Annotated in this window: 24 protein-coding genes; 17 read left to right on the top strand and 7 right to left on the bottom strand. The window is 71.5% G+C overall.

The genetic code is table 11. The features are described 5' to 3' along the window. Window positions 1-113: 113 nt before the first annotated feature. From ACLHRZ_RS38185 to ACLHRZ_RS38145, 9 genes are all read left to right on the top strand, one after another. The gene (locus ACLHRZ_RS38185; RefSeq protein WP_490423176.1) at window positions 114-1103 is read left to right on the top strand and encodes a malate dehydrogenase; all 990 of its coding nucleotides are present in this window, start codon (window positions 114-116) and stop codon (window positions 1101-1103) included. A 185-nt stretch (window positions 1104-1288) separates the two neighbouring features. Further along, window positions 1289-2887, top strand: a complete 1599-nt coding sequence (locus ACLHRZ_RS38180; protein WP_490423175.1) for an AbeC-like domain-containing protein — start codon at window positions 1289-1291, stop codon at window positions 2885-2887. Next, window positions 2884-3405 (top strand): hypothetical protein, encoded by a 522-nt coding sequence (locus ACLHRZ_RS38175; RefSeq protein WP_490423174.1) that lies wholly within the window; start codon window positions 2884-2886, stop codon window positions 3403-3405. Before ACLHRZ_RS38180 ends, ACLHRZ_RS38175 begins: the two co-directional genes overlap by 4 nt. 13 nt (window positions 3406-3418) lie before the next feature. Further along, window positions 3419-4144 (top strand): serine/threonine kinase C-terminal domain-containing protein, encoded by a 726-nt coding sequence (locus ACLHRZ_RS38170; RefSeq protein WP_490423173.1) that lies wholly within the window; start codon window positions 3419-3421, stop codon window positions 4142-4144. Window positions 4145-4391: 247 nt separating this feature from the next. Beyond that, entirely contained in the window at window positions 4392-5894 is a 1503-nt protein-coding gene (locus ACLHRZ_RS38165) for an aldehyde dehydrogenase family protein (RefSeq protein ID WP_490423172.1), read from the top strand. A 38-nt stretch (window positions 5895-5932) separates the two neighbouring features. Beyond that, window positions 5933-7474, top strand: a complete 1542-nt coding sequence (locus tag ACLHRZ_RS38160; RefSeq protein ID WP_490423171.1) for a GMC family oxidoreductase — start codon at window positions 5933-5935, stop codon at window positions 7472-7474. A 194-nt stretch (window positions 7475-7668) separates the two neighbouring features. Beyond that, window positions 7669-8862, top strand: coding sequence for a quaternary amine ABC transporter ATP-binding protein (locus ACLHRZ_RS38155; RefSeq protein ID WP_490423368.1), 1194 nt, complete (start codon window positions 7669-7671; stop codon window positions 8860-8862). Further along, window positions 8859-10892 carry an ABC transporter permease gene (locus tag ACLHRZ_RS38150; RefSeq protein WP_490423170.1) on the top strand — a complete coding sequence of 678 codons (2034 nt, stop codon included), beginning with the start codon at window positions 8859-8861 and terminating at the stop codon, window positions 10890-10892. The genes ACLHRZ_RS38155 and ACLHRZ_RS38150 overlap by 4 nt, the downstream gene beginning before the upstream one ends. Then, window positions 10879-11859 (top strand): ABC transporter substrate-binding protein, encoded by a 981-nt coding sequence (locus ACLHRZ_RS38145; protein ID WP_490423169.1) that lies wholly within the window; start codon window positions 10879-10881, stop codon window positions 11857-11859. The genes ACLHRZ_RS38150 and ACLHRZ_RS38145 overlap by 14 nt, the downstream gene beginning before the upstream one ends. Before the next feature lie 154 nt (window positions 11860-12013). Here the strand turns inward: ACLHRZ_RS38145 and ACLHRZ_RS38140 are convergent, their stop codons facing one another. From ACLHRZ_RS38140 to ACLHRZ_RS38130, 3 genes are all read right to left on the bottom strand, one after another. Then, window positions 12014-13111, bottom strand: a complete 1098-nt coding sequence (locus tag ACLHRZ_RS38140) for an alpha/beta hydrolase (protein ID WP_490423168.1) — start codon at window positions 13109-13111, stop codon at window positions 12014-12016. Window positions 13112-13185: 74 nt separating this feature from the next. Beyond that, window positions 13186-13941 carry an isocitrate lyase/PEP mutase family protein gene (locus tag ACLHRZ_RS38135; protein WP_490423167.1) on the bottom strand — a complete coding sequence of 252 codons (756 nt, stop codon included), beginning with the start codon at window positions 13939-13941 and terminating at the stop codon, window positions 13186-13188. After that, the gene (locus ACLHRZ_RS38130) at window positions 13938-14387 is read right to left on the bottom strand and encodes a carboxymuconolactone decarboxylase family protein (protein ID WP_490423166.1); all 450 of its coding nucleotides are present in this window, start codon (window positions 14385-14387) and stop codon (window positions 13938-13940) included. The genes ACLHRZ_RS38135 and ACLHRZ_RS38130 overlap by 4 nt, the downstream gene beginning before the upstream one ends. A gap of 47 nt (window positions 14388-14434) precedes the next feature. On the opposite strand from ACLHRZ_RS38130, the gene pdxR reads away from it, so the two are divergent. Next, entirely contained in the window at window positions 14435-15886 is a 1452-nt protein-coding gene (pdxR, locus tag ACLHRZ_RS38125) for a MocR-like pyridoxine biosynthesis transcription factor PdxR (RefSeq protein ID WP_490423165.1), read from the top strand. 86 nt (window positions 15887-15972) lie between these two features. Here the strand turns inward: pdxR and ACLHRZ_RS38120 are convergent, their stop codons facing one another. Then, window positions 15973-16395 (bottom strand): MarR family winged helix-turn-helix transcriptional regulator, encoded by a 423-nt coding sequence (locus ACLHRZ_RS38120; RefSeq protein ID WP_490423164.1) that lies wholly within the window; start codon window positions 16393-16395, stop codon window positions 15973-15975. A 75-nt stretch (window positions 16396-16470) separates the two neighbouring features. Here ACLHRZ_RS38120 and ACLHRZ_RS38115 point away from each other — a divergent pair, with 75 nt between their 5' ends. The 4 genes from ACLHRZ_RS38115 to ACLHRZ_RS38100 all read left to right on the top strand — a co-directional run bounded on the left by ACLHRZ_RS38115 (window position 16471) and on the right by ACLHRZ_RS38100 (window position 21189). Next, complete coding sequence (locus ACLHRZ_RS38115) at window positions 16471-17487, top strand: ABC-2 transporter permease (protein WP_490423163.1); 1017 nt, start codon at window positions 16471-16473, stop codon at window positions 17485-17487. 27 nt (window positions 17488-17514) lie between these two features. Continuing rightward, window positions 17515-18819, top strand: coding sequence for an aldehyde dehydrogenase family protein (locus tag ACLHRZ_RS38110; protein WP_490423162.1), 1305 nt, complete (start codon window positions 17515-17517; stop codon window positions 18817-18819). 103 nt (window positions 18820-18922) lie between these two features. Next, a complete protein-coding gene (locus ACLHRZ_RS38105; protein ID WP_490423161.1) occupies window positions 18923-20023 on the top strand; it encodes an amidohydrolase family protein in 1101 nt (366 codons plus the stop codon). Window positions 20024-20214: 191 nt separating this feature from the next. Continuing rightward, window positions 20215-21189, top strand: coding sequence for a PLL family lectin (locus ACLHRZ_RS38100; protein ID WP_490423160.1), 975 nt, complete (start codon window positions 20215-20217; stop codon window positions 21187-21189). 66 nt (window positions 21190-21255) lie between these two features. Here ACLHRZ_RS38100 and ACLHRZ_RS38095 read toward each other — a convergent pair whose 3' ends face one another. Then, window positions 21256-21870, bottom strand: coding sequence for a TetR/AcrR family transcriptional regulator (locus ACLHRZ_RS38095; protein WP_490423159.1), 615 nt, complete (start codon window positions 21868-21870; stop codon window positions 21256-21258). A gap of 155 nt (window positions 21871-22025) precedes the next feature. Here ACLHRZ_RS38095 and ACLHRZ_RS38090 point away from each other — a divergent pair, with 155 nt between their 5' ends. Together ACLHRZ_RS38090 and ACLHRZ_RS38085 are read left to right on the top strand one after the other, a co-directional pair. Further along, window positions 22026-22943, top strand: a complete 918-nt coding sequence (locus tag ACLHRZ_RS38090; RefSeq protein ID WP_490423367.1) for an ABC transporter permease — start codon at window positions 22026-22028, stop codon at window positions 22941-22943. Then, the gene (locus ACLHRZ_RS38085) at window positions 22936-23703 is read left to right on the top strand and encodes an ABC transporter ATP-binding protein (RefSeq protein ID WP_490423158.1); all 768 of its coding nucleotides are present in this window, start codon (window positions 22936-22938) and stop codon (window positions 23701-23703) included. Before ACLHRZ_RS38090 ends, ACLHRZ_RS38085 begins: the two co-directional genes overlap by 8 nt. A gap of 89 nt (window positions 23704-23792) precedes the next feature. Here ACLHRZ_RS38085 and ACLHRZ_RS38080 read toward each other — a convergent pair whose 3' ends face one another. After that, complete coding sequence (locus ACLHRZ_RS38080) at window positions 23793-24152, bottom strand: zinc ribbon domain-containing protein YjdM (protein ID WP_490423157.1); 360 nt, start codon at window positions 24150-24152, stop codon at window positions 23793-23795. A gap of 58 nt (window positions 24153-24210) precedes the next feature. On the opposite strand from ACLHRZ_RS38080, the gene ACLHRZ_RS38075 reads away from it, so the two are divergent. Continuing rightward, complete coding sequence (locus tag ACLHRZ_RS38075; RefSeq protein WP_490423156.1) at window positions 24211-25137, top strand: alpha/beta hydrolase; 927 nt, start codon at window positions 24211-24213, stop codon at window positions 25135-25137. Between the two features lie 9 nt (window positions 25138-25146). Here ACLHRZ_RS38075 and ACLHRZ_RS38070 read toward each other — a convergent pair whose 3' ends face one another. Beyond that, entirely contained in the window at window positions 25147-25662 is a 516-nt protein-coding gene (locus tag ACLHRZ_RS38070; protein WP_490423155.1) for a DUF1203 domain-containing protein, read from the bottom strand. Window position 25663 lies beyond the last annotated feature (1 nt).

The following is a 25663-nucleotide window of genomic DNA, read 5'->3' as shown; positions in this document are numbered from 1 at the left end:
GCCGCAGCGCGGCTGCCGGGTCGGATAGCCTGACGCCGGATCTCTTGACACCGAGAGAGATCCGCCACCTTGGGCAGGGACACCCACCGCCGTTTTTGCAGCAGGAGATCGCCATGACCCGCACTCCCGTCAATGTCACCGTCACCGGCGCGGCCGGTCAGATCGGCTACGCGCTGCTCTTCCGCATCGCTTCCGGTCACCTCCTCGGCGCGGACGTGCCGGTCAAGCTGCGCCTGCTGGAGATCCCGCAGGGCCTGAAGGCCGCCGAGGGCACCGCGATGGAGCTCGACGACTGCGCCTTCCCGCTGCTGCGCGGCATCGAGATCACGGACGACCCGAACGTGGCCTTCTCCGGCGCCAACGTCGCACTGCTCGTGGGTGCCCGTCCCCGCACCAAGGGCATGGAGCGCGGCGACCTGCTGGAGGCCAACGGCGGCATCTTCAAGCCGCAGGGCAAGGCCATCAACGACCACGCCGCGGACGACATCAAGGTCCTGGTCGTCGGCAACCCGGCCAACACCAACGCCCTGATCGCCCAGGCCGCCGCTCCGGACGTGCCGGCCGAGCGCTTCACCGCGATGACCCGCCTCGACCACAACCGCGCGGTCACGCAGCTGGCGAAGAAGGCCGGTGTCTCCGTCGCCGACGTCAAGAAGCTGACGATCTGGGGCAACCACTCCGCCACCCAGTACCCGGACGTCTTCCACGCCGAGGTCGCCGGCAAGAACGCCGCCGAGGTCGTGAACGACGAGCAGTGGCTGGCCGACAGCTTCATCCCGACCGTCGCCAAGCGCGGTGCCGCCATCATCGAGGCCCGTGGCGCCTCCTCGGCCGCCTCCGCCGCCAACGCCGCCATCGACCACGTCCACACCTGGGTCAACGGCACGGCCGCGGGCGACTGGACCTCCATGGGCATCCCCTCGGACGGCTCCTACGGCGTCCCCCAGGGCCTCATCTCCTCCTTCCCGGTCGTCTGCAAGGACGGCAAGTACGAGATCGTCCAGGGCCTGGACATCAACGAGTTCTCCCGCACCCGCATCGACGCCTCGGTGCAGGAGCTCGTGGAGGAGCGCGACGCCGTCCGCGCCCTCGGCCTCATCTGAGGGACCGACCGAGAAGCCTGACGGATTCGTACACGCGTAGCGCGGTACGCACGTACGGGGCGAAATTCGGCCCGTCATCTGCTCCCCAGTGGGGTCGGTGGCGGGCCGTTCGGCTTATTCTGAGTTCTTCCGAACATACGTCAACTCATGTAGTCCGCAAGTGAGTTCGACGGATCGGGGGACCCGTGAATCACTCTGCTCAACAGGACTCCCGCAGCGAGGCCACCAGGCTGCTCTGTGCGGGGACTTACCTCGACATCGACTTCCGCCGCCGCGTCATCGAGGAACTGGTGGAACACGAGGAGCGGCCCATCGCCCCCTCGCTGGGCGTGGACGTCGTGCCGGTGCTCACCCACGCCCTGCGCGCCCGCGGGCAGGACACGCAGACGGCGCTGCTGCTCCTGGCCCTCTGGCTGGTATTCGTCCTCGTGGACGCGGCCACGGGCGGGGCGCCGATGTGGGCGGCGGCGTACGCCGGGGTGTGCTTCCTGCACTGGGGCGTCCAGGCGGCCGCCGGGCGGGGCTCGTCCGTCTACGTCGTCGACAGACGCACCCTGCGCCAGGCCCTCAAGGGCAGCGGCGCGCTGCGCGCCCTGCGCGCGGCCCTGCCCGTGCTGCCGCCGCTGCTGTCGCTCGGCTACTGGATCTCCGCACTCGGCGCCCTCGCGTTCGGGGTGAACGACTGGGCCGCCGTGATCTTCCCGCTGCTGCTGGTGCTCCCCGTGTGGAACCACCGCACCCGCGTGGCGGCCGTCATGCGCGACGAGCTGGGCCGGCAGCGCTTCGCCCAGCAGCCCCGGGCCTTCCCGGCGAGCACCTACCACCGGCGGATCGCCGACGCCATCGCCCGCGAACAGTACGCGGGGCTCACCATCTACGACCCCTCCCGCCCCTTCATCGGCATGGGCCGCCCGTACGAGCCGTGGTCCTTCGCCCTGGAGCTCAGGCGGGGGAAGCACATGGCGGGGGTGGACGGGGCGGTGCCGTTCACCGGCCGGCTGGTCGTCGACCTGATCCGGCCGCGGCTGGAGGCCCTGCGCGAGGCCGCCGCCGCGACCAGCCGGGACCGGCTGAAGGACCTGGAGATCGAGGAGTTCGTCTATCTGCCCGTCGGCCCGCAGCGGTTCGCTGTGGACTACGCCGACCTGACGGTCCGCCAACACCTGGACGACTCGGTCGACGAGGGCGGCGAGGGCCGCCGGTACTTCCTGCGGGTGCGCATCGGTGCGTGGGACGAGCAGGTCGTCGTCTCCGTGCTGGTCCGGGTGCACACGCAGGGCGGGATGCTGGTGCTGGAGGTCGTGCCGCACGTCCTGACGCCGATCCGGCCCGAGTTCCGCGCGGTCGACGTGATCGCGGGGCGCGGCGAGGAGGACCTGCTGCGCGACGGCCTGCGCGCGCTGCTGAGCGCGCCCGCCGCCGGGTTCGCGGCCGCGGTCTCCACGGTCCGCTCGGCGGTCTGCGGCTTCCGCACCTGGCTCCACGACCCGCAGCGCGCCGTGCCGGACGGGCCGGCCGACTCGGTGCGGGAACTGGCCGGGGTGCAGCGGGTGTCGCTGTTCCAGGAGATGGACATCAGCCGCTACGTGAAGACGGTCCAGGACCGCATCGCGAGCGGGGTCCGGGAGGCGCTGCGCTCCCAGGGCTACCAGACCGACCAGTTCGAGCAGCAGATCGTGCAGATCAGCGAAGGCGGCATGTACATCGGCTCGATGAGCGGCGGCGCGGTCGCCGTCGGCGCGGGGGCCGAGGCCACGAGCGCGGCAGGAAGCGGGGGACGATGAACGGTCAGCAGGACGGCGGCGGTTCCGGCGGGGGCATCTCCATCGGCCGGATGACGGGCGGCGCGGTTGCCGGCGGGAAGGGGGCGAGGGCGGAGGACCGCTCGGAGCGGGTGGGGCCGCAGGTGCCGGTCGGCCCGTCCGGGACGCCGGTGCCCGCCGAGGTGCCCGCCGAAGGGGGCGTCGCCGTCGGCGAGATGAGCGGGGGCGCCGTCGCCGCGGGCGAGCGGGCCGAAGCGGTGGACGCCTCACGGCAGTTGTTCCTGGTCACCCCGGAACTCCTGGAGGCCGTACGGCTGCTGCAGCAGGACCTGCCGCTGCTCGCCCACACCGACGGTGACCGGCTCGACGAGGTCGACGCCGAACTCGCCGGCCTGCGCGAGGAGGCGTGGCGCACAGGCCGCACCGGGCGCCCCCGGCTCGAACGGCTGAAGTCCCTGCTGGGCGCCGGGGCCACCGCGGCCGGAGGGCTGGCGTCGGCGGTGACCCTCGTCCAGGCGATCACCGCCTTACTGGCGTGAGGCGGTGAGGACCATGAGCCACTGGGATGCCGACCATCAGCAGTGGGTGGAGGGTCCGCCGCAGGAGCCGGCGGACCGGCTGCCGGGGGACCGCCCCCCGGCCGGCCGCTCGCACGTGTCCGTCCTGGCCGCCTCGGTGGCCGGGGTGGTCCTCGCGGGCGGCCTGGGCGTCGGGGTGTGGGCCCTGGTACGGGACGACGGGAGCGGGGGCGGGCATCCCGCCCCGGTGCCGTCGTCGGCCGCGCCGGACATTCTGGGGACACCGCCGCCGTCGGCCGTGGCCTCGGCCTCGGCTTCGGTGGCCGCCGGGTACGTGCGCACCCAGGACCCGGCCGGTTTCCGGCTGGACGTGCCGGTGGGCTGGCTGCGCTCCACGAGCGGCAACAGCGTCTTCTACAAGCCGGCGGACGACCGCAGCGTGATCCAGGTCTTCGTGATGACGGAGCCCGTCGCGGACTCGTACGACGCCCTCGCGACGACGGAGAAGGACGTCACCGGCAACCCCGGCTACCAGCGGATCGCCCTGACGAGGCTGAGCGGGGACGCGGCGCAGCTGGAGTACACGTACACACGGGACGACGGGAGCGCGCGCCGCGTGGTGATCTACGCCTACACGGCACCGGACCGCAAACGGTACGCGCTGCTGGTGGGCGGCCCGGCGACCGACTGGACACCGTCCGTGGGGGTGTTCCAACGCCTGGTGACGGGGTTCTGCCCACTGGGTTACTGCACGAGCTGAGGAGGCCCCGGTCCCACCCTTTCGCCGTTTCTTGGGGGGCAAGCCCCCCAAGCCCCCCCGATTCGGGGGATCGCGCCCCGTCAGGGGCGCGGGGAACTGCGCGATCAGCCACGAATGGCCCGCACCCGAAACACCGGTAACACGAAGTGACCCGCATCACTCTTTGTGAACGGCGACGCATAAGTCGCCGCAGCCCGGTAAGGCGCCACCCGTTGATCGCCAGAACGGGAAAGTAGGCAGCAAAGTCATGTCGTCAGTCGAGACCATCCATGTGAACGGCGTGTGGCGCCCCGCCGCATCCGGCGCGCAGCGGGAGGTGCTCGATCCCGCCGATGCCAAGACGCTTGCCGTCGTGGCAGAGGGCGGGGCCGACGACGCCGACGCCGCCGTCGAAGCCGCCCGCCGCGCCTTCGACGAGGGCACCTGGCCGCACACCCCCGTCGCCGAGCGCGCCCGCGTGCTGCGCCGGGTCGCGGAGCTCCTGGAGCGCGACCGCGAGGAGATCGCGCTCGTCGAGAGCCGCGACACCGGCAAGACCCTCTCCGAGGGCCGTGTCGACGTCGACGACGTCGCCAACGCCTTCCGCTACTTCGCCGATCTCGTGATCAACGAGAGCGGCGGCCGCGTCGTCGACACCGGCTCCCCGGACGTGCACAGCGTCGTCGTCCACGAGCCCGTCGGCGTCTGTGCGCTGATCACGCCGTGGAACTACCCGCTGCTGCAGGCCAGCTGGAAGGTCGCCCCGGCGCTGGCGGCGGGCAACACGTTCGTCATCAAGCCGAGCGAAGTGACCCCGCTGTCCACCGTGCACCTGATCCGGCTGCTCGCCGAGGCCGGCCTGCCGGCCGGTGTCGCCAACATGGTGACCGGCGCGGGCGACCCGGTGGGCGCCCGGCTCTCCGATCACCCCGGCGTCGACCTCGTCTCCTTCACCGGCGGGCTCGCCAGCGGCACCAAGGTCATGCAGGCCGCCGCGCCCACCGTCAAGAAGGTCGCCCTCGAACTCGGCGGCAAGAACCCCAACGTGGTCTTCGCCGACGCCTGCGCCACCGACGAGGACTTCGACACGGCCGTCGACCAGGCCCTCAACGCCGCCTTCATCCACAGCGGCCAGGTGTGCTCGGCCGGCGCCCGGCTCATCGTCGAGGAGTCCGTGCGCGAGCGGTTCGTCGCCGAACTCGCCCGCCGCGCCGACCGCATCCGCCTCGGCCGCGGCACCGAGGACGGCGTCGAGTGCGGCCCCCTCGTCTCCGCGCAGCAGCTGGCGAAGGTGGAGGCCTACGTCGCCTCCGCGCTCGACGAGGGCGCGGTGCTGCGCAGCGGCGGCGTGCGCCCCGAGGCGAACGACGTGCGCCCGGCGACCGGTTACTTCTACGCGCCGACCGTGCTCGACCGCTGCCACCGCCGGATGAAGGTCGTCCGCGAGGAGACCTTCGGGCCCATCCTCACCGTCGAGACCTTCCGCACCGAGGACGAGGCCGTGGCCCTCGCCAACGACACCGAGTACGGGCTCGCCGGCGCCGTCTGGACCAAGGACGCGGGCCGCGCCCGCCGGGTCGCCGGGCGGCTGCGCCACGGCACCGTGTGGATCAACGACTACCACCCCTATCTGCCGCAGGCGGAGTGGGGCGGCTTCGGCAAGTCCGGCATCGGCCGGGAGCTGGGGCCCTCGGGACTCGCCGAGTACCGCGAGAGCAAGCACGTGTACCAGAACCTGGCGCCCAAGCCGGTGCGCTGGTTCGCAGGCTGAGTCACCGATCCCCCCGGCACCGTAAGGAGTTCACCCCCATGCCCGTCTACGACTACGTCGTCATCGGTGGCGGAACGGCCGGTTCCGTCATCGCCTCGCGCCTCACCGAGGACCCCGACGTCACCGTCGCCGTCATCGAGGGCGGCCCCTCGGACATCGACCGCGACGACGTCCTGACGCTGCGCCGCTGGCTCGGCCTGCTCGGCGGCGACCTCGACTACGGCTACACCACCACCGAACAGCCGCGCGGCAACTCGCACATCCTGCACAGCCGCGCCAAGGTGCTGGGCGGCTGCTCGTCCCACAACACCCTGATCTCCTTCAAGCCGCTGCCCGGCGACTGGGACGAGTGGGCCGAGGCGGGCGCCGAGGGCTGGGACCACGCGTCCATGGACCCGTACTTCCACAAGCTGCGCAACAACATCGTCCCGGTGCACGAGAAGGACCGGAACGCCATCGCCCGCGACTTCGTCGAGGCCGCGCAGAAGGCGATCGGCGTGCCGCGCGTGGAGGGCTTCAACAAGGAGCCGTTCCACGAGGGCGCCGGCTTCCTCGACCTCGCGTACCACCCCGAGAACAACAAGCGCTCGTCCGCCTCCGTGGCCTACCTCCACCCGCACATGGAGGCCGGGGACCGCCCCAACCTCACGCTGATGCTGGAGACCTGGGCCCACAAGCTGGAGATGGACGGCAACCGGGCCAAGGGCGTGCACGTCCGTACCAAGGACGGCGCGGAGATCCTCGTCGAGGCCGCGCGCGAGGTGCTGGTCTGCGCGGGCGCGGTGGACTCGCCGCGGCTGCTGATGCACTCGGGCATCGGCCCGAAGGCGGACCTGGAGGCGCTGGGCATCCCCGTCGTGCACGACCTGCCGGGCGTCGGCGAGAACCTGCTCGACCACCCGGAGTCGGTGATCGTCTGGGAGACGGACGGCCCGATCCCGGACAACTCCGCGATGGACTCCGACGCGGCCCTCTTCGTGCGCCGCGACCCCGAATCCCGGGGCCCGGACCTGATGTTCCACTTCTACCAGATCCCGTTCACGGACAACCCGGAGCGGCTGGGCTACGAGAGGCCGGAGCACGGCGTCTCGATGACGCCGAACATCCCCAAGTCCCGCAGCCGCGGCCGCGTCTACCTCACCAGCGCCGATCCCGAGGTCAAACCGGCCCTCGACTTCCGGTACTTCACGGACGAGGATGACTACGACGGGAAGACCCTGGTCGACGGCATCAAGATCGCCCGCGAGATAGCCGGGACCGCCCCGCTGGCGGGCTGGCTGAAGCGCGAGGTGTGCCCCGGCCCGGAGGTCACCTCGGACGAGGAACTGAGCGAGTACGCGCGCAAGGTCGCACACACCGTCTACCACCCGGCGGGCACTTGCAAGATGGGCGCCGCCACCGACGAAACGGCCGTGGTGGACCCGACGTTGCGGATCCGCGGCCTGGAGGGCATCCGCATCGCGGACGCGTCGGTCTTCCCGACGATGTTCGCGGTGAACCCGATGATCGGCGTGCTCATGCTGGGGGAGAAGTGCGCGGAACTGCTTGCAGCAAGCTCTGATGAGGGGGTGACGCGATGACCGCTGCGCGGAGCTTCGGCGGCACTACGGTGACCGCCCGCGTACCGCGGCCGTGTGCGGCCACGGTCGCACACCCTGCCTCGGCGGCTGTCGCCGATGCGCAGACCGAGCCCGCGGTCGCCGCGATACCGCGCCCCGAAGGGGCGCGGGGAACTGCGCGACCGGCCACGGACGACCCGCAGACGTCGGACTGCATGTCCGACGGAACGCTCGACACCCCCGCGGCCACCGCGGTACCGCGCCCCGAAGGGGCGCGGGGAACTGCGCGACCGGCCACAGACGGCCCGCAGCCGCAGGACGGCAGGTCCGGCGAAGCGCCCGACGCCCCGAGCGGACCGCCGGTCTTCGCCGTCCGCAACCTGTGGAAGGTCTTCGGGCCGAAGGCCACCCGAATCCCCGGCACCGACCTCGCCGAACTCTCCCCCGAGGCGCTGCGCGAGCAGACCGGGTGCACCGTCGCCGTGCGCGACGTGTCGTTCGACGTGCGGCCCGGCGAGTGCTTCGTCGTCATGGGGCTGTCCGGCTCCGGCAAGTCCACGCTCGTCCGCTGCCTGACCCGGCTCATCGAGCCGACCAGCGGCTCCATCGCCATCGACGGCGAGGACGTGCGCGGCATGGACAAGGGCGCCCTGCGCAACCTGCGGCGCCACCGCGCCGCCATGGTCTTCCAGCACTTCGGGCTGCTCCCGCACCGCAGCGTGCTCGACAACGTCGCCTACGGGCTGGAGATCCAGGGCGTGGGCAAAGCCGAACGGCGCTCCCGCGCAGCGGAGATGGTGGAGAAGGTCGGGCTCGCGGGGATGGAGGGGCGGCGCCCCAGCCAGCTCTCCGGCGGGCAGCAGCAGCGCGTCGGGCTGGCGCGCGCCCTCGCCGCCGACCCCGAAGTGCTGCTCTTCGACGAGCCGTTCAGCGCGCTCGACCCGCTGATCCGCCGCGACATGCAGGAAGAGGTCGTCCGCCTCAACCGCGAAGAGGGCCGCACCATGGTCTTCATCACCCACGACCTCTCCGAGGCGCTCCGCGTCGGCCACCGCATCGCGCTGATGCGCAACGGCCAGGTCGTGCAGTGCGGCACCCCCGAGGAGATCGTCGGCTCGCCGGCCGACGACTACGTGCGCGACTTCGTCCGGGACGTGCCGCGCGAGCATGTCCTCAGCGTCCGGCGCGCCATGCGCCCGGTCGGGAACGCCCACGAGGCCGAGGACGGCCCCGCCCTGCACCCGGCCACCACCGTGGCCGAGGCCATCGAGACCGTCGCCCGCACCGGCGGGCCCGCCCGGGTCGTCGAGGACGAACGCTGCCTCGGGGTCGTGGACTTCAAGAGCCTGCTGCGCGTCGTCGCGGGGCTGGGAACCGGGGGCCGGACCGAGGAGAAGGCCGCCGCATGAGCAGCACCACCCTGACGGCGCCCGCCAGGGCCGCCGTCCTGCGCCACCGCGCCGTCCGCAAGCTCCTGCTGCTCGCGGCCGTCGCGGCGGTGCTCGTCCCCTTCGCCGACGCCCGCTGGGGCAGCGGCAGCTGGCCGCACGCGCTGACCGTCTCCCTGGACGGCCCGCTCAAGAGCACCAGCACCTGGATCATCGACAACCGGGACAGCCACTGGCTGTTCCTGTACTTCTTCGGGCACATCAGCGCCGCCATCATCACCGCGATCCACGCGGTGTACGTGGTGCTGCTCGCCCTCGGCTGGGCCGGCGTCACCGCCGGCGCCGCCCTGCTGGCCTGGCGGGCCGCGGGTGTGCGGGCCGCGGTCACCGCGCTGCTGTCCTTCGCCGTGTGCGGAGCGCTCGGCATGTGGGTGCCGACGATGCGCACGCTCGCGCTGATGATCGTCGCGGTCGTGGTGTCCGTGGCCGTCGGCGCCGTACTGGGCCTGGCGGCAGGCCTGTCGGACCGCACGTTCCGTGCGCTGCGCCCGGTCCTGGACACGATGCAGGCGCTGCCCGCCTTCGCCTACCTGCTCCCCGTCGTGCTGGTCTTCGGCATCGGCGTCGCCCCCGCGGTCCTGGCCACGGTCGTCTACGCGGCCCCGCCGATGGCCCGGCTCACGGCGCTCGGCCTGCGCGGCACCGACAAGGGCGTCCTGGAGGCCGTCGACTCGCTCGGCGCCACGGCCCGCCAGCGCCTGCTGACGGCCCGGCTGCCGCTGGCCCGCCGCGAACTCCTGCTCGGCGTCAACCAGACGATCATGATGGCGCTGTCGATGGCCGTCATCGCGTCCGTCATCGGCGCCGACGGCCTGGGCGACCGCGTCTACCAGGCGCTGTCGACGGTCGACGTCGGCAGCGCGCTCGCCGCGGGCATCCCGATCGTGCTGCTCGCGATCGTGCTGGACCGCACGACGGCGGGCACCGGGAGCGCTGCGCGCGGCTCCGGGGCCGGTGGTCCGGTGCGGGATGCGTTGCGGCGGCTCGTGCGGCGCGATTCTCCCGCGGACGCGGAGGACGGCCAGGGCCACGGCGCCGCCGGGCGGCACCGCCTTGCCGTGTGGTCACTGATCACGGCCGTGACCGTCGCCCTCGCCGCGGTGGGCCGCGGCTTCGGCTCGCAGAGCTGGCCCGACGGCTGGACGGTCGCCATCGCCGCGCCCGTCAACACGGCCAAGGACTGGATGGTCGACCACCTCTACTCCGGCCTCCCCGGCATCGGCGGCACCGCCGACTGGGCCGCGCACTACACCGGCTGGGTGCTCGACCCGCTGCGCTCCGGGCTCCAGGGCCTGCCCTGGTGGACCGCGCTGCTGATCGTCGCCGCGCTCGCCTGGCTGATCGGCACCTGGCGCACCGCCCTGACCGCGGTGCTGTCGCTCGCGCTGATCGGCGTGCTGGGCCGCTGGGACGCGTCGATGGACACGCTCTCCCAGGTCCTCGCCGCCGTGGCCGTCACGCTCGTCCTCGGCTTCGCCGTGGCCGTCGCCGCCGCGCGCAGCACACGCGTGGAGCGGCTGCTGCGGCCCGTGCTGGACGTGTGCCAGACGATGCCGCAGTTCGTCTACCTGATCCCGGTGGTCGCCCTGTTCGGCGTCGGCCGCGCGCCGGGCGCCGCAGCGGCGATCGTCTACGCGCTCCCCGCCGTCGTCCGCATCGTCAGCCAGGGCCTGCGCCAGGTGAACCCCGGCGCCCTGGAGTCCGCGCGCTCGCTGGGCGCGACGGGCGGGCAGCAGCTGCGGCAGGTCCAGTTCCCGCTGGCCCGGCCCGCGTTGCTGCTGGCGGTGAACCAGGCGGTCGTGCTGGTGCTCTCCGTCGTCATCATCGCCGGCCTCGTCGGCGGCGGTGCGCTCGGCTACGACGTCGTCTTCGGCCTGGCCCAGGGCGACCTGGCCACCGGGCTGGTGGCGGGTGTGGCCATCGCCTGCCTGGGCCTGATGCTCGACCGGGTCACGCAGCCGACGAAGGGAGTCCGTGATGGCAACGCGTAGGACGACGCGCAGGGTTCTGACCGCCGTGGCGGCACTCGGCCTGCTGGCCACGGCCACCGGATGCGGTGCGGCCGACATGACCAAGCAGGGTTCGCCGTATGCGAATGCGGCGGGTGCGAAGACCGTCACCCTCTCCGTGCAGTCCTGGGTGGGCGCCCGCGCCAACGCGGCCGTCGCGCAGTACCTGTTGGAGCACGAGCTCGGCTACCGGGTCGACACGGTCCAGGTGGACGAGGTCCCCGCGTGGGACGCCCTCAGCCAGGGCCGCGTGGACGCGATCCTGGAGGACTGGGGTCACCCGGACCAGGAGAAGCGGTACGTCGACGACAAGAAGACGGTCACCCCGGGCGGCGACCTGGGTGTCACCGGCCACATCGGGTGGTGGGTCCCGAAGTACTTCGCGGACGCACACCCCGATGTGCTGGACTGGCACAACCTCGACAAGTACGCGTCCCAGCTGCGCACCGCGGAGAGCGGCGGCAAGGGCCAGCTGCTCGACGGCTCGCCGTCGTACGTCACGAACGACAAGGCGCTGGTGAAGAACCTGAACCTGAACTACCAGGTGGTCTTCGCCGGTTCCGAGGCGGCGCAGATCACCCAGATCAAGCAGTTCGCCAAGCAGAAGAAGCCGTTCCTCACCTATTGGTACGAGCCCCAGTGGCTCTTCAACGAGGTGCCGATGGTGGAGGTGAAGCTCCCGGAGTACACGGATGCGTGTGCGGCGAAGGGGGCGAAGGATCCGTCGACGATCGACTGCGCCTATCCGACGTCCCAGTTGAAGAAGTTCCTGAACACGGACTTCTCGAAGAAGGGCGGCAAGGCCGCCGACCTCCTGCGGAACTTCCACTGGACGAAGGCGGATCAGAACGAGGTCGCCCAGATGATCGCCGAGGACAAGCTGTCGGTGGAGGAGGCGGCCAAGAAGTGGGTGCAGCGGCACCCGGATGTCTGGAAGGCGTGGTTGTAGCGCCCCGCCCTGCGCCCCGTAAGGGGCGCGGGGAACTGCGCGACCGGCCACGACGTGCCCGCAGATGGCCTGCGACCCCAGGTAGTGCGTCGGCTGCAGGCCGTCGGTGCCTGATCGTGCAGTTCCCCGCGCCCCTTACGGGGCGCGATTCGACTCAGGCGGAAAGCCGCCCACCCAGCCACTTGAGTGCGGGAGGGATCTCCCGCCGCCACGTGTTGAAGTTGTGACCGCCCCGGTCGAGGACGATCGACGAAACGTGCGCCGGGGCCTTGACCTTCTTGATGAACTGCCGGGTGTCCTTGATGTTGGGCTCGCCCTGCTTCGAGGACGTCACCAGGAACGAGGAGTTGCCCTGCGGCTTGTGGTCCAGGCTCCACAGCAGGTCGGATCGTTTCTCCTCGTTCTTGTTCCCGTGGAAGAGGTCACCGGAGTCGCCGTCGATCTCGGGCTTGTAGTCCGCCGACAGGCCCACCCCCGCCGCGAAGGTCTCCGGGTGCTGCAGGGCCATCTTCAGCGCGCAGTAGCCGCCGGTCGAGTCGCCGATGATGCCCCAGTTCTTGGGCGAGTTGCCGACGCGGTAGGTGCTCGAGATCGCCTTGGTGACGTCCGAGCCGAAGAACGTCTCGCTCTGCGGGCCCCCGGGGACGTCGATGCACTGGGTGTTGGCGGGCGCGATGGTGGGCCGCATCATCACCAGGATCATCGGCGGCATCTTCTTCTGCTTGGCCTGCGTCCACGCCGTCTTCGGGTACCGCAGCCCCTTGAGCAGGTTCTCCGCCGTGCCCGGGTATCCCGTCAGCACGACGGACGCGGGGAATTTCCGCTGCTCGTTGCCCTTCTGGAAGTACTCCGGCGGCAGGTAGACGTAGGCCTGGACGGCGGTGCGGGAGCGCTCGCCGTGCAGCGTGATCTTCTCGATGACGCCGCCGCCGCGCGGGTTCGAGCCGCCGGGCACCTCCGGGGCCTGCCGCCCGAGGACCTGCACGGCCGCGGCCCCGACGGGCGCCGCCGTCTGCTGCTCGGTCTGGCCGAGCAGGTCGTCCCACGAGCTGTAGAGCAGGAAGCTGCGGTTGGCCACGAGCCCGACCGACGCGAACACGAAGGCCTGCACGACGACGAGCATCCCCGCCCGCCCCAGCACCTGTCTCGCCCCCGGGCGCACCAGCCGTGGCCACAGCCACACCGTGACTGCGAACATCAGCACCGTGCACACCACGGCACATATCAGGAGCGTGTCACTCGTCAGACCCATGGAACAGCAAACCCTTGCGACGTCTCGGCCTGGACGCACCGGTCCAGAGCACCGTCAAACCGGTGCGCACCTGGCTAGAGAGCTGCAGGGGGCAAACAGTTCCGCAAACCGGCTGCCATATCCGCCACACCCGCGAGCGCCCGCCGGAACAGCCCGCCGCCGAAGGTGACCCGGGCGGCACCGAGCCGCCCCAGCTCCTGCGGCGAGGGGCCCCCGTCCCGGGCCATCGCGTTGACCGGCAGCCCGATCCCCTCGGCCAGCGGGGCGAGCAGCTCCCCGGGGGCGAGGATCGGGTAGACGCAGTCGGCCCCCGCGGCCGCGTACAGGCGGCCCCGCTGCACGGCAAGGCCGAGGTCCCCGTGGCCCTTGAGGAAGGTGTCGACGCGGGCGTTCACCACGACCGCGGCGCCGGCCGCGGCCCGCACAGCGGCCAGCCGGTCGGCCTGCTCCTGCGGGTCCGTGAGCGGGCCCGAACCCCGGTCGGAGTCCTCCAGGTTGCAGCCCACCGCGCCCGTTTCGAGCAGCCGCTCCACCAGTTCCCGCGGCGCGAGCCCGTAGCCGTCCTCCAGGTCCGCGGTGACCAGCACCCCGTCCGCCCGCACGGCGCGCACGATCCGCGCCACCGCCGCGAACATCTCCCCGGGCGGCGCGGTCCCGTCCGCGTAACCGAGCGAAGCCGAGACCCCCGCACTCGGCGTCGCCAGGGCACGGAACCCGGCCTCCGCGAAGGCCCGTGCGCTCGCCGCGTCCCACGGGCCGGGCAGGACGAGCGGGTCGTCCGCGGCGCGGCCGTGGTGCAGGGCGCGGAAGGCGGTGGCGGCCGCCGTCATCGGAACTGTCCGACGGGGGTGCGGAAGGCCACGTTGATGCGGTTCCAGACGTTGATCGTGGCGATCAGCGAGACGAGCCGGGCCAGTTCGGGTTCGGAGAAGTGCGCGGCCGCCCGCTCGAAGACGTCGTCCGGGACGAAGCCGTCCGTCAGGACGGTCACGGCCTCGGTCAGCGCGAGCGCCGCCCGCTCCTTCTCCGTGTAGATCGCGCCGGCCTCCTCCCAGGCGTTGAGCAGATTGATCCGCTGCTCGCTCTCGCCCGCCTTCCGCGCGTCCGTGGCGTGCATGTCGATGCAGAACGCGCAGTGGTTGACCTGGGAGGCGCGGAGCAGGACCAGCTCGACCAGGACCGGGTCCAGGTCCTTCTCGGCGGCCTGGGTGAGGGCGAGGGTGGCTTCGTAGACATCGGGGGCGTGCTGGAGGAAACGCATGCGAGGAGCAGTCATGCGGCCGACTCTAGAGCGGCAGTAGCCCACGTGTATGGTCCACTTCCATGCCGGAAGACAGGGCCACTTCAGGGGTGGTGTCAGGGGCGGCCCCGAGGGCCGTCGCGGGGCTCGACCTCCACCTCGACCTGCCCGGCAAGGGCCACGGCGTGCGTGCCGCCCTCACCCGCGCCCTGCGCGACGCCGTGCGCTCCGGCCGCCTCGCGCCCGGCACCCGCCTGCCCTCCTCCCGCTCGCTCGCCGCCGATCTCGGGCTGGCCCGCAACACCGTCGGCGAGGCCTATGCCGAACTGGTCGCCGAGGGCTGGCTCACCGCCCGGCAGGGCTCCGGCACCCGGGTCGCCGAGCGCGCCGCCCCGCCGCGCCCGCCCGCCCGGCGCCCCGCCCCGCTGCGCGCCCCCGAGCGCCCCGCCTACGACCTGCGCACCGGCACCCCGGACGTCTCCTCCTTCCCCCGCGCCGCCTGGCTCTCCGCCGCCCGCCGCGCCCTCACCGCCGCCCCGCACGAGGCCTTCGGCTACGGCGATCCGCGCGGCCGCCCCGAACTGCGCGCCGCCCTCGCCGACTACCTGGCCCGGGCCCGCGGCGTCCGGGCCGACCCCGAACGCATCGTGATCTGCGCCGGGTTCAAACAGGGGCTCGGCCTGCTGAGCCGGGCGCTGCGGGCGCGCGGCACCGAGGAGATCGGCGTCGAGGACCACGGGCTCTGGTACCACCACGCCGCGATCGAGGAGGCGGGCCTGCGCAGCGTGCTGCTGCCGGTCGACGAACACGGCGCGGACGTCCGCGTGTTGGAGGACCGGCCGGACGTACGGGCCGTCCTGCTCACCCCGGCCCACCAGTTCCCCACGGGCGTCCCCCTGCACCCCGACCGCCGGGCCGCGGTCGTCGACTGGGCCGCCCGCACCGACGCGGTGATCCTGGAGGACGACTACGACGGCGAGTTCCGCTACGACCGCCAGCCGGTGGGAGCTTTGCAGGGACTCGCCCCGGACGACGTCGTCTACTGCGGCACCGCGAGCAAGTCCCTGATCCCCGGGCTGCGCCTGGGCTGGATGGTCCTTCCGGACCGGCTGCGGGACGAGGTGCTGGACGTGAAGCGCAACGGGGCCTGGGGGACGGGCGCCCTCGACCAGCTCACGCTCGCGGAGTTCATCACCTCGGGCGCCTACGACCGTCACCTGCGCTCGATGCGCCAGCGCTACCGGCGCCGCCGCGACGCGCTCGTCGCCGCGCTGGCCGAGCAGGCGCCGCACGTCCGCGTCACCGGCATCGCCGCCGGCCTGCACGCGGTGCTCGAACTCCCGCCGGGCACCGAGCGGTCCGTGGTCCAGGCGGCGGCCTGGCAGGGCCTGGCGGTGGAGGGGCTGAGCCCTTTCCGGCACGCCGGGGCCGCTCCCGCGGGGGACGGTTTGATCATTGCGTACGGCACCCCGCCGGACCATGCGTTCGCGGGAGCGCTGGACGCGCTGCTGAGGGCACTGCCGCCGGCCCCGTAAGGGGCGGGCCCCGTAGGGGCGCGGGGAACTGCGCGACCAGCCACCGACAACCCGCAGTGGACGTCGGGGCGCCCCCAACAGGGGCGTCACCCCTCCGCGTTGTACCGCCGGAGGTACCCGGCGAAGCGTTCCAGGTCCTCGTCCCCCCAGTCGGCGAGACGTTCCTCGAACGTCTCGCGCCGCTGCCGGTGCGCCTCCTCCAGCAGCCGCAGCCCGGCCGCGGACGGCCGCAGGATCTGCCCCCGCCGGTCCGCCGGATCGGCGGCTCGGACGATCAGTCCGAGCCGCTCCAGCACGGCGGTCTGCCGGCTGACCGTCGACTTGTCGAGCAGGAAGTGCTCGGCGAGGTCGATGCCGCGGCAGCCGCCGCTCGCCTGCATGTGGTCGAGCATGCTGTAGGTCACCAGCGAGAGATCCGGATGGATCTGCGCGGCCTTGTGCCGCGCCCGCCGGGCGAAGGCGGTCAGCTCGCGCTGGATGGTGCCGAGGGTCACATCGCGGTCGGGCATGGCATCGTCCTCCAAATCAGTTGCATAATACAATCCTAGTTAGTTGTATTTGCCAACCGAGGGGCCGTTCCTCCCATGACCGCACACGCCGCCCACGGGCCGCGCCACCACCTCAAGCACGTCACCGTGCACCTGCTGACCCCGCTCCTGATGTGCCTCGGCATGGGCCTGGCCTACCTCGGTGCCTTTCACCAGCCCGAGCCGCACGGCATGAAGGTCGCGGTCGTGGGCAGCTCGGCCAGGGCGCAGGTGCTCGCGCAGACGATCAAGGACAAGGCGGGCGACGCGCTCGACGTCACCACCGTCGCGGACCGTGACGCCGCCGTCGCCCAGCTGAAGGACCGCGACCTGGCCGGGGCGTACGTCCCCAGCGCCACGCACCCCGAGGCGCTGGTCGCCGAGGCCAACTCCGACACCACCGCCGTCGCCGCGACCACCGTCTTCCGCACGGTCGCCGACCAGCAGGGTGTGCCGCTGAAGGTCACCGACCTCACCGAGCTCGCCAAGGGCGACCCGACCGGCCAGGGCATCTTCTTCCTGCTCGTCGCGCTCAGCATCGGCTCCTACGGCAGCGTCGCCGCCATCGGCGCCGCGGGGGCCGGGCTCAAGCTGTGGATGCGGGCGGCCGTCGGGCTCGTCACCTCGCTCGTCGTCAGCGTCATCGGCATCGCCCTCGCCGGGCCGGTCTTCCATGTCGTCGACCACGACTACGCGGCGGTCTGGGGCATGGCCTGGCTCTACTCTGCAGGCGTGATCACCATCGGCATCGGCCTGCACACCTTCCTCAAGCGCTGGACGACGCTCACGATGATGGTGCTGTTCGTGATGCTCAACTTCACCACGTCCGGCGGGGTCTTCCGCCCCGAGCTGCAGAACGGCTTCTTCGGCTCGCTGCACGCCTTCTGGAACGGGGCCGGCTTCGTCGAGGGCGCCCGCAGCCTGCTCTACTTCGACGGTGGCGCCGGTCTGGACGGCCGCGTCCTGTCCCTGGTCCTGTGGCTGCTCGGTGGTGCGCTGCTGCTCGCCGCGGCGGCCGCGGCGGAGACCCGGTGGGCGGCGAGGCGGCACCTCGCGGCACCGGCGACCGCCTGAACTTCCTCAACCGGAAAGCGATACGACATGAACACCCCTGCCGAAACCGTCGCCCGCCTGCGCGCCACGTTCCGCACCGGCCGCACCAAGCCCGCCGCCTGGCGCACCGAACAGCTGCAGCGCCTGCGCGCGATGCTCACCGAGCAGGACGGGGCCCTGATCGCCGCGCTCCGCGCGGACCTCGGCAAGAGCGAGTACGAGGCCCGCCGCACCGAGATCGACTTCACGGTCCGCGAGATCGACCACACCCTCGCCCACCTCGACGCGTGGCTGCGCCCCGAACCGGCCCCGGTCCCGGCCCACTTGGGCGAGGCGACGGCCTGGACGCAGTACGACCCGCTGGGCGTGGTCCTGGTGATCGCCCCCTGGAACTACCCCGCGCAGCTCCTGCTCTCGCCCATGGTGGGTGCGCTGGCCGCGGGCAACGCGGTGGTGGCCAAGCCGAGCGAGCTGGCCCCGGCCACCTCCGCCGCGCTGGCGCGCCTGCTGCCGCAGTACCTCGACACCGAGGCGGTCGCCGTCGTCGAGGGCGGCATCCCGGAGACGACGGCCCTGCTGGCCGAGCGCTTCGACCACATCTTCTACACCGGCAACGCGGTCGTGGGCCGCATCGTCATGACGGCGGCGGTCCGGCACCTGACGCCCGTCACGCTCGAACTGGGCGGCAAGTCCCCGGTCTTCGTCGACCGCGGCACCGACGTGACGGCGGTCGCGGCCCGCCTGGCGGCCGGCAAGTTCCTCAACGCGGGCCAGACGTGCGTCGCGCCGGACTACGTCCTGACCGACCCGGAGACGGCCCGCGCCCTGGAGCCGGCCCTGGTCCGGGCGGTGGAGGAGCTGTACGGCGCCGACCCGGCCGCGTCCGGCACGTACGGACGCATCGTCAACGAGCGCCACTTCGACCGCCTCACCGCCCTGCTGGACTCCGGCCGCGTGGTGACGGGCGGCGGGCACGACCGTACGGCGAAGTACATCGCCCCGACGGTCCTGGCGGACGTCGCCCCGGACGCCCCCGTGATGCAGGAGGAGATCTTCGGCCCGATCCTCCCGATCGTCACGGTCGGCGGCCTCGACGAGGCCGTGGCCTTCGTCAACGACCGCGAGAAGCCGCTGGCGCTGTACGCGTTCACGGAGTCGGAGGCGACGCGCGAGCGCCTGGCGTCCGGGACCTCCTCCGGCGGCCTGGGCTTCGGCCTGCCGCTGGCCCACCTCACGGTCTCCGACCTCCCGTTCGGAGGCGTGGGCGAGAGCGGCATGGGCAGCTACCACGGCCGGTACTCGATGGAGACGTTCAGCCACCGCAAGGCGGTGCTCCGCAAGGACCTGGGGTGAGGGTGTCGGGATAAGCGGAACGGGTAGTTATCACTCCCGTTACGCGATCACGACGAGTCGGCCGCGGGAGGCCATCATCAACAGCTCCGTTACGTCAACGAGGTTGAGAATCGGCAGAAGGCTGGGCCTCGCCGGCGCGGCAGTGATGGCGGCGCTGGCCGTCGTCACCTCGCCGGCGGGGGCCGGCTCGGCGGTGGCGGCGGCCGCGCACGGCTGCTTCGACCGGGCGAAGGAGCCGTACACGTCGAAGGTCGACAGCCACCTCCACTTCCGCCCCTTCGGCGGAAAGGCCATCCCCTTCGACGAACTCACCGGCTACCTGCACAAGACCGGGGTGCGGCACGCCGGCATGTACGGCATCGGGCAGACGCTCCCGGTGAACTCCAGCTGTACGTACTATCTGGACTGCCCCGGCACCCCCGTGGTGCCGAGCATGAAGAACGACTTCGTCAACGCCGAGAACTGGCTGGAGTCGAAACCGGAGGACCCCGAACTCGCGGTCTCCATGACCTTCATGGACCTGGCGAAGCCGGAGACGATCCCGAGCGGAATCGCCTTGTACGACAAGGAGTTCCCCGGGGTGTTCCGGTGGGCGGGCGAGGTGAACGTCGTCAAGCAGGCCCTGTTCCCGAACCACCACAAGGCGACGACGACCGAGAACATCGAGCACTGGGCGCCGTTCATGAAGGTGCTCCGTGAACGCGGCATCCCGATCACGCTCCACTCGGACCTGGGCAGCGACGCGGAGCCGACGAAATACCTCCCGCTGATGGAGGAGATCCTCCGCCTCTACCCGCACAACAAAATCGTGTGGGCGCACATGGGCCTGTCGAAAGAACTGACGACCATGGACCCGGACCGCCACATCCGCCTCATGGAGCGGATGCTCGACGAACACCGCAACCTGACGGTGGACCTGAGCTGGCGGGTGCTGGAGGACGCGTACTTCAGCAAGCCGGGCGTGCGGGCGAAATACGCGGCATTCCTCGACCGCTATCCGACGCGCGCGATCCCGGGCACGGACTTCGTGGCGTCGGCCGACAAGGACTTCAAGGTCTACGAGGAGGAACTGGAAGTCACCAGCCGCATCAACAAGGCGCTGGGCGACGAGGCGTTCCGCGACATCGCGCTGGGGGAGAACTACTTCCGGCTGCTGGGGATCAACGAGACGGCGCCGCGGGTCTGTGAGACGGCGGCTCGCTGACGCTCGATCACCCTATAGAGAAAGGCCGTTGACGCCGGCGGTGGGTGCGTAAACCCACCGCCGGCGCTTCGAGAGCGCCCCCTCGTTCGGCCGGAAAGAGGTGGCGGTGCGGCTGTGCCCTCGGTGTACGGTTCCGTCGCTCCGGTCCCGTACGCGCAAAGTTCCCTTCCCGATCAGGAAAGGACAGTCGCATGGGCAACTTGGGAAAGAGAACGCGCCTCAGACGCATCGCCGAACTCGTCGGCGCTCTCGTGCTGTTGGTCGCCGCACCGGCGCCTTCCGCCTCGGCAGCGGCCCACCGCAGCAGCGACACCGTCTTCGGCTCCTCCATTGCCGCCGCCCGCAACGTGGACGGGCGGCTGGAACTCTTCGGAACCAACAGCGGTGACGCGGTCTTCCACCGCTACCAGTCCAGTGCCACCAGCGGCAACTGGGTTCCCTGGGCACAGTTCGACGGCGCGTTGCGCGCCGTGGCCGCCGAAACGAACGCCGACGGCCGCATGGAGCTGTTCGGCGTCAATGGCGCCGGGTACATCTATCACCGTTGGCAGACCACCCCGGCCGGCGGGGCCTGGTCCGGCTGGGAGCAGTTCGACGGCATCCTGACGTCGATCGCCGCAGCCCGCAACGCCGACGGCCGCCTGGAGATCTTCGGCACCAACAGTGCCGGGCAGATCTTCCACCGCTGGCAGACGTCCATCGGCGGGGCGTGGTCGGGCTGGACCCAGTTCGACGGTGCCCTGACCCAGGTCGCGGCGGCGACGAACGCCGACGGCCGTGTGGAGCTGTTCGGCGTCAACAGCGGCGGTGCCGTCTTCCACCGCTGGCAGACCTCGATCGGCGGTGCCTGGTCCGGCTGGGAGCAACTCGACGGCGTGCTGACCTCGATCGCCGTGGCCCGCAACGCGGACGGCCGCCTGGAGATCTTCGGCGCCAACGCCGGTGACGCGATCTTCCACCGCTGGCAGATGACCATGGGCGGTGCCTGGTCGACGTGGACGCAGTTCGACGGTGCGTTGACCCAGGTCGCGGCCGCGACGAACGCCGACGGCCGCGTCGAACTCTTCGGCGTCAACCGGGGCGGTGCGGTCTACCACCGCTGGCAGGGCGCCCCGGGGCGGGACTGGTCCGGCTGGGCACAGTTCGACGGTGCACTGAGGGGCTAGGGCTCCGCGTGGGTGCGACCAGGCCGCAGCCGGCTCGCAGTCGAAGAAGCCGGCGCCCGTCCGGCTCTACTTCGCCCCCAGCGCCGTGGTGATCGCCGTCGTCAGCGAGTCCAGGTACCCCTTCGGCAGGGGCGAGCGGCCCATCACCAGGCGCCAGTACAGCGGGCCGCTCGCCAGGTCGACCGCGAGGTCGATGTCGGCGTCCGCGGGGAGTTCGCCGCGGACGACCGCGTTGTTGATCACGGCTTCCGCGATCGTGCGCTGCGAGTCGCGGATCGCCGCCTGCACCGCCTGGGCGATCTCCTCGTTGCGGGCCGCCTCGGCCATCAGGTCCGGGATGATCTGGGCGACCATCGGGTGCCGCATCACCCGCGACGTCAGTTCCAGCAGGGCCCGGACGTCGGTGCGCAGCGCGCCCGTGTCCGGGGTGGGCAGCCCCTGGACCGCCAGGGCCGACACCACGTCGAGGACGATCGGCAGCTTCGACGGCCAGCGCCGGTAGATGGCCGCCTTGCCCACGCCCGCCCGGCGCGCCACGCGCTCGATCGACAGCCGTCCGTAGCCGACGGCGGCGAGCTCCTCGAAGACGGCGGCGCGGATCGCGTCCGTGACCTCCTCGCGCAGCACGGCGGCGCCGGCGGGGGTGCGGCGCGGTCGGGGGGACGGGGGCTCGTTCTCCATGGCCACGAGCCTACCGTGACGACGGAACGGTTGCGTTCCAGCCGTTCCGTGTCCTAGCGTGGGCCCACCAACGCCATGGAACGATCCCGTTCCGTCGTGGTGTGTGCGCACAGCGACACGGTGCGCATCCGATCGAGACCGACGAAAGCGTCCAGGTGACCGACACCATCCCCGCCCCCCGCGACTGGGCCCCGGCGCAGGACAACGCCGCCGAGCTGGCCGAGAAGTACGGCCTGTCCGTCAGCGGTGCCCGGCCCCCGCTCGGGGAGTACGTGCGGCAGCTGTGGGGCCGGCGGCACTTCATCGCCGCCTTCTCCAGCGCCAAGCTGACCGCCCAGTACACCCAGGCCAAGCTGGGCCAGGTCTGGCAGGTGGCGACGCCCCTGCTGAACGCCCTCGTGTACTTCTTCATCTTCGGTGTGCTGATGAACACACGGAGAGGGATGAACACGGAGACCTACGTCCCGTTCCTGGTGACGGGTGTGTTCGTCTTCACCTTCACGCAGAGCTCGGCGATGGCGGGCGTGCGCGCGATCTCCGGCAACCTGGGCCTCGTCCGGGCCCTGCACTTCCCGCGGGCGGCGCTGCCGATCTCCTTCGCGCTGCAGCAGCTCCAGCAGCTGCTGTACTCGATGCTCGTCCTCTTCATCATCCTGATCAGCTGCGGGCACATGCCCAAGCCGTCGTGGGTGCTGGTCGTCCCCGTCCTGATGCTGCAGTTCGTCTTCAACACCGGCCTGGCGATGATCCTGGCGCGGATGGGGAGCAAGACGCCGGACCTGGCGCAGCTGCTGCCGTTCATCATGCGGACGTGGATGTACGCGTCCGGCGTGATGTACCCGATGGTCTACAACCTCAAGAGGGCGCACGCGGCCCCCTGGCTGATCGACGTGATGAGCGCCAACCCGGCCGCCGTCTACATCGACTTGATGCGCTTCTCCCTCATGGGCCACATGAAGACGTCCCCGCTGCCGCACCACGTGTGGCCGCTGGCGATCGGGTGGGCCCTGGTGCTCGGCATCGGTGGTTTCGTGTACTTCTGGAAGGCTGAGGAGCGTTACGGCCGTGGCTGACGAGCTGATTCCCACCGTCATCGCCGATGACGTGCACATCGTGTACCGCGTCTACGGCGCCGACACCGGCCGCGGCAGCGCGACCGCCGCACTGAACCGGATCATCAAGCGCCAGCCGAGCACGGGCGTGCGCAAGGTGCACGCGGTCAAGGGCGTGAGCTTCACGGCCTACCGCGGCCAGGCCATCGGCCTGATCGGCTCCAACGGTTCGGGCAAGTCGACGCTGCTGAAGGCGATCGCGGGCCTGCTGCCCACGGAGAGCGGCAAGGTCTACACCGACGGCCAGCCGTCCCTGCTGGGCGTCAACGCCGCCCTGATGAGCGACCTGACCGGCGAGAAGAACGTCATGCTCGGCGGTCTGGCGATGGGCATGTCGCGCGAGCAGGTCCGCGAGCGCTACCAGTCGATCGTCGACTTCTCCGGCATCAACGAGAAGGGCGACTTCATCACCCTTCCCATGCGCACCTACTCCTCCGGCATGGCGGCGCGCCTGCGCTTCTCCATCGCGGCGGCCAAGGACCACGACGTCCTGATGATCGACGAGGCCCTCGCCACCGGCGACCGCGCCTTCCAGAAGCGCTCGGAGGAACGCATCCGCGAGCTGCGGAAGGACGCGGGCACCGTCTTCCTCGTCAGCCACAACAACAACTCCATCCGCGACACGTGCGACCGTGTGCTGTGGCTGGAGCGCGGTGAGCTGCTGATGGACGGCCCGACGGACGAGGTCGTACGGGCCTACGAGAAGGAGACGGCGAGGTAGAGCGGTACCGCGCCCCGCAAGGGGCGCGGGGAACTGCGCGACCGGCCAAAGACGGCCCGCAGCCGCAAAACGGCACTGCCCGCGCAGCGCTACGCCTTCTTCACCACGCTCGACTTCAGCTGCATGGCGCCGAAGCCTTCGACCTTGCAGTCGATGTCGTGACCGGCCACACCCTCCACGAGGCGGATGTTGCGCACCTTGGTGCCGGCCTTGATCCCGGTCGGGTGGCCCTTGACCTTCAGGGTCTTCACCACCGTGACCGTGTCACCGTCGGCGAGCACGTTGCCGACCGCATCCCGGATCCCCCCGTCCTCGGCGCCGCCCGCGGCCCCGGCCTCGGCGGGCGCAGGCGTCCACTCGTGGCCGCATTCGGGGCAGACGAGGAGCGCACCCATCTCGTAGGTGTAGGCGCTGGCGCATTCGGGGCACGGCGGGAGATTCTCAGTCACCGCAAAAGGGTACGTCGGCCGGGGTGCAGCCACGGCGCACCCGCGGCATCCTGGGCCCATGGCCCTGGACCCGGAGATAGCCGCCCTGCTGACGGAACTCGGACTCGACGGGCCGGAGCCCGCCGAACCGCCCACGGCCGCCGAGATGCGGGAGGCCACCCGCGCCTTCGCGTCCGCCGTCGCGACCGGCCCGCCGATCGAGGTCGGCGAGGTCACCGACGACCGGATCACCGGGGTGCCGGTGCGGATCTACCGCCCGGAGGGCGAAGGGCCCGTACCCACCGTCGTCTACTTCCACGGCGGCGGCTTCGTCGGCGGCGACCTCGACACTCACGACGGCGTCTGCCGCCGCCTCTGCCGCGACCTGACCGCGGTCGTGGTGAGCGTGGCCTACCGGCTCGCCCCGGAATTCCCCTTCCCCGCAGGCTTCGACGACTGCATCGCGGTGACGAGCCGCGTCGGCGACCACATCGCCGACTACGGCGGCGCCGGCCTCGCCGTCGCGGGCGACAGCGCCGGCGGCACCATGGCCGCCGGAGTCGCCCTCGCCTTCCGCGACGAAGGGCGCCCGCTGGCCGCCCAGTTCCTCGCCTACCCCGGCACCGACCTCAGAGACGACAGCGGCCACCGCTCCCTCACCGAGAACGCCACCGGCTACGCCTTGACCGCGGCCGAGATAGACCGGTTCAAACACTTCTACCTCTCCGACATCCCGGCCGCCGCCGACGGAGCCCCCGCCTCCCCGCTCCTGGCCGGCAACCACGAGGGCCTCGCGCCCGCGGTCATCGGCTGCGCGGAGTTCGATCCTCTGCGGGACGAGGGCCTGGCCTACGCGGACGCCCTGCTCGCCGCCGACGTGGTGGTGGACAAGCATGTGTTCCCCGGCCTCGTCCACGGCTTCCTCCACCTCACCGCCAAGTCCGGGGCGGCCGAGGCGGCAACGGCCCGCCTGGTAGGGGAGTTCGGGGAGCTGTTGCGGGCCTGAGTGCGGCTGCTACTCCTCGGCGGAGGGCCGTCGCGCCTCGAAGAGGAAGCATCCGTATTCCAGTGCCCGGACGTGCACGAGCACCACGTCCGGTTCGTTGAACGCATCGTCGAAGGCTGCATCGAAGCCGGCCGTGGCATCGGCCGGAATCTCCAGAAGCCGGCCGCCTGCGATACGGCCCCGGGCGTCATAGCGGCGCACGGTACGCAGGGCGCCCGGCCGGGCGAGAGGGTAGTTCTCGCCGGGAGTGAACCCGCCGCAGTCATCGGCGTGGATGAAGACGGGACCCTGTTCGTCGTACGCACCCGGATCCGCGCCTCTCGCGGCGGCCCAGCGACGCAACGGGGCGTACGAAACAAGGGCGATCCGCTCGCCGAGCGTGATGGGACGCAGGCAGCAGCGGAGCGGTGGGCCCACGTCGTCGCGGGTCGCGATGTACGGGGCGCAGGGACGCCCCGCGTCATCGACAACTCGCAGCTCCTTGAGGGCGGCTGTGCCGACGGGGAGCACGGTGTATTTGGTCATG

It is taken from the genome of Streptomyces sp. AM25 (assembly GCF_058146165.1).
This window is presented reverse-complemented; position numbering and strand designations above follow the sequence as displayed.

Bases quoted from the DNA above. Each gene is read 5' to 3' on its own strand.
- ACLHRZ_RS38075 (WP_490423156.1), top strand. From the start codon at position 24,211: ATGGCCCTGGACCCGGAGATAGCCGCCCTGCTGACGGAACTCGGACTC.
- ACLHRZ_RS38115 (WP_490423163.1), top strand. From the start codon at position 16,471: ATGACCGCACACGCCGCCCACGGGCCGCGCCACCACCTCAAGCACGTC.
- ACLHRZ_RS38135 (WP_490423167.1), bottom strand. From the start codon at position 13,941: ATGACGGCGGCCGCCACCGCCTTCCGCGCCCTGCACCACGGCCGCGCC.
- ACLHRZ_RS38110 (WP_490423162.1), top strand. From the start codon at position 17,515: ATGAACACCCCTGCCGAAACCGTCGCCCGCCTGCGCGCCACGTTCCGC.
- ACLHRZ_RS38130 (WP_490423166.1), bottom strand. From the start codon at position 14,387: ATGACTGCTCCTCGCATGCGTTTCCTCCAGCACGCCCCCGATGTCTAC.
- ACLHRZ_RS38165 (WP_490423172.1), top strand. From the start codon at position 4,392: ATGTCGTCAGTCGAGACCATCCATGTGAACGGCGTGTGGCGCCCCGCC.
- ACLHRZ_RS38185 (WP_490423176.1), top strand. From the start codon at position 114: ATGACCCGCACTCCCGTCAATGTCACCGTCACCGGCGCGGCCGGTCAG.
- ACLHRZ_RS38160 (WP_490423171.1), top strand. From the start codon at position 5,933: ATGCCCGTCTACGACTACGTCGTCATCGGTGGCGGAACGGCCGGTTCC.
- ACLHRZ_RS38145 (WP_490423169.1), top strand. From the start codon at position 10,879: ATGGCAACGCGTAGGACGACGCGCAGGGTTCTGACCGCCGTGGCGGCA.
- ACLHRZ_RS38070 (WP_490423155.1), bottom strand. From the start codon at position 25,662: ATGACCAAATACACCGTGCTCCCCGTCGGCACAGCCGCCCTCAAGGAG.
- ACLHRZ_RS38095 (WP_490423159.1), bottom strand. From the start codon at position 21,870: ATGGAGAACGAGCCCCCGTCCCCCCGACCGCGCCGCACCCCCGCCGGC.
- ACLHRZ_RS38150 (WP_490423170.1), top strand. From the start codon at position 8,859: ATGAGCAGCACCACCCTGACGGCGCCCGCCAGGGCCGCCGTCCTGCGC.
- ACLHRZ_RS38120 (WP_490423164.1), bottom strand. From the start codon at position 16,395: ATGCCCGACCGCGATGTGACCCTCGGCACCATCCAGCGCGAGCTGACC.
- ACLHRZ_RS38170 (WP_490423173.1), top strand. From the start codon at position 3,419: ATGAGCCACTGGGATGCCGACCATCAGCAGTGGGTGGAGGGTCCGCCG.
- ACLHRZ_RS38175 (WP_490423174.1), top strand. From the start codon at position 2,884: ATGAACGGTCAGCAGGACGGCGGCGGTTCCGGCGGGGGCATCTCCATC.
- pdxR (WP_490423165.1), top strand. From the start codon at position 14,435: ATGCCGGAAGACAGGGCCACTTCAGGGGTGGTGTCAGGGGCGGCCCCG.
- ACLHRZ_RS38155 (WP_490423368.1), top strand. From the start codon at position 7,669: ATGTCCGACGGAACGCTCGACACCCCCGCGGCCACCGCGGTACCGCGC.
- ACLHRZ_RS38140 (WP_490423168.1), bottom strand. From the start codon at position 13,111: ATGGGTCTGACGAGTGACACGCTCCTGATATGTGCCGTGGTGTGCACG.
- ACLHRZ_RS38100 (WP_490423160.1), top strand. From the start codon at position 20,215: ATGGGCAACTTGGGAAAGAGAACGCGCCTCAGACGCATCGCCGAACTC.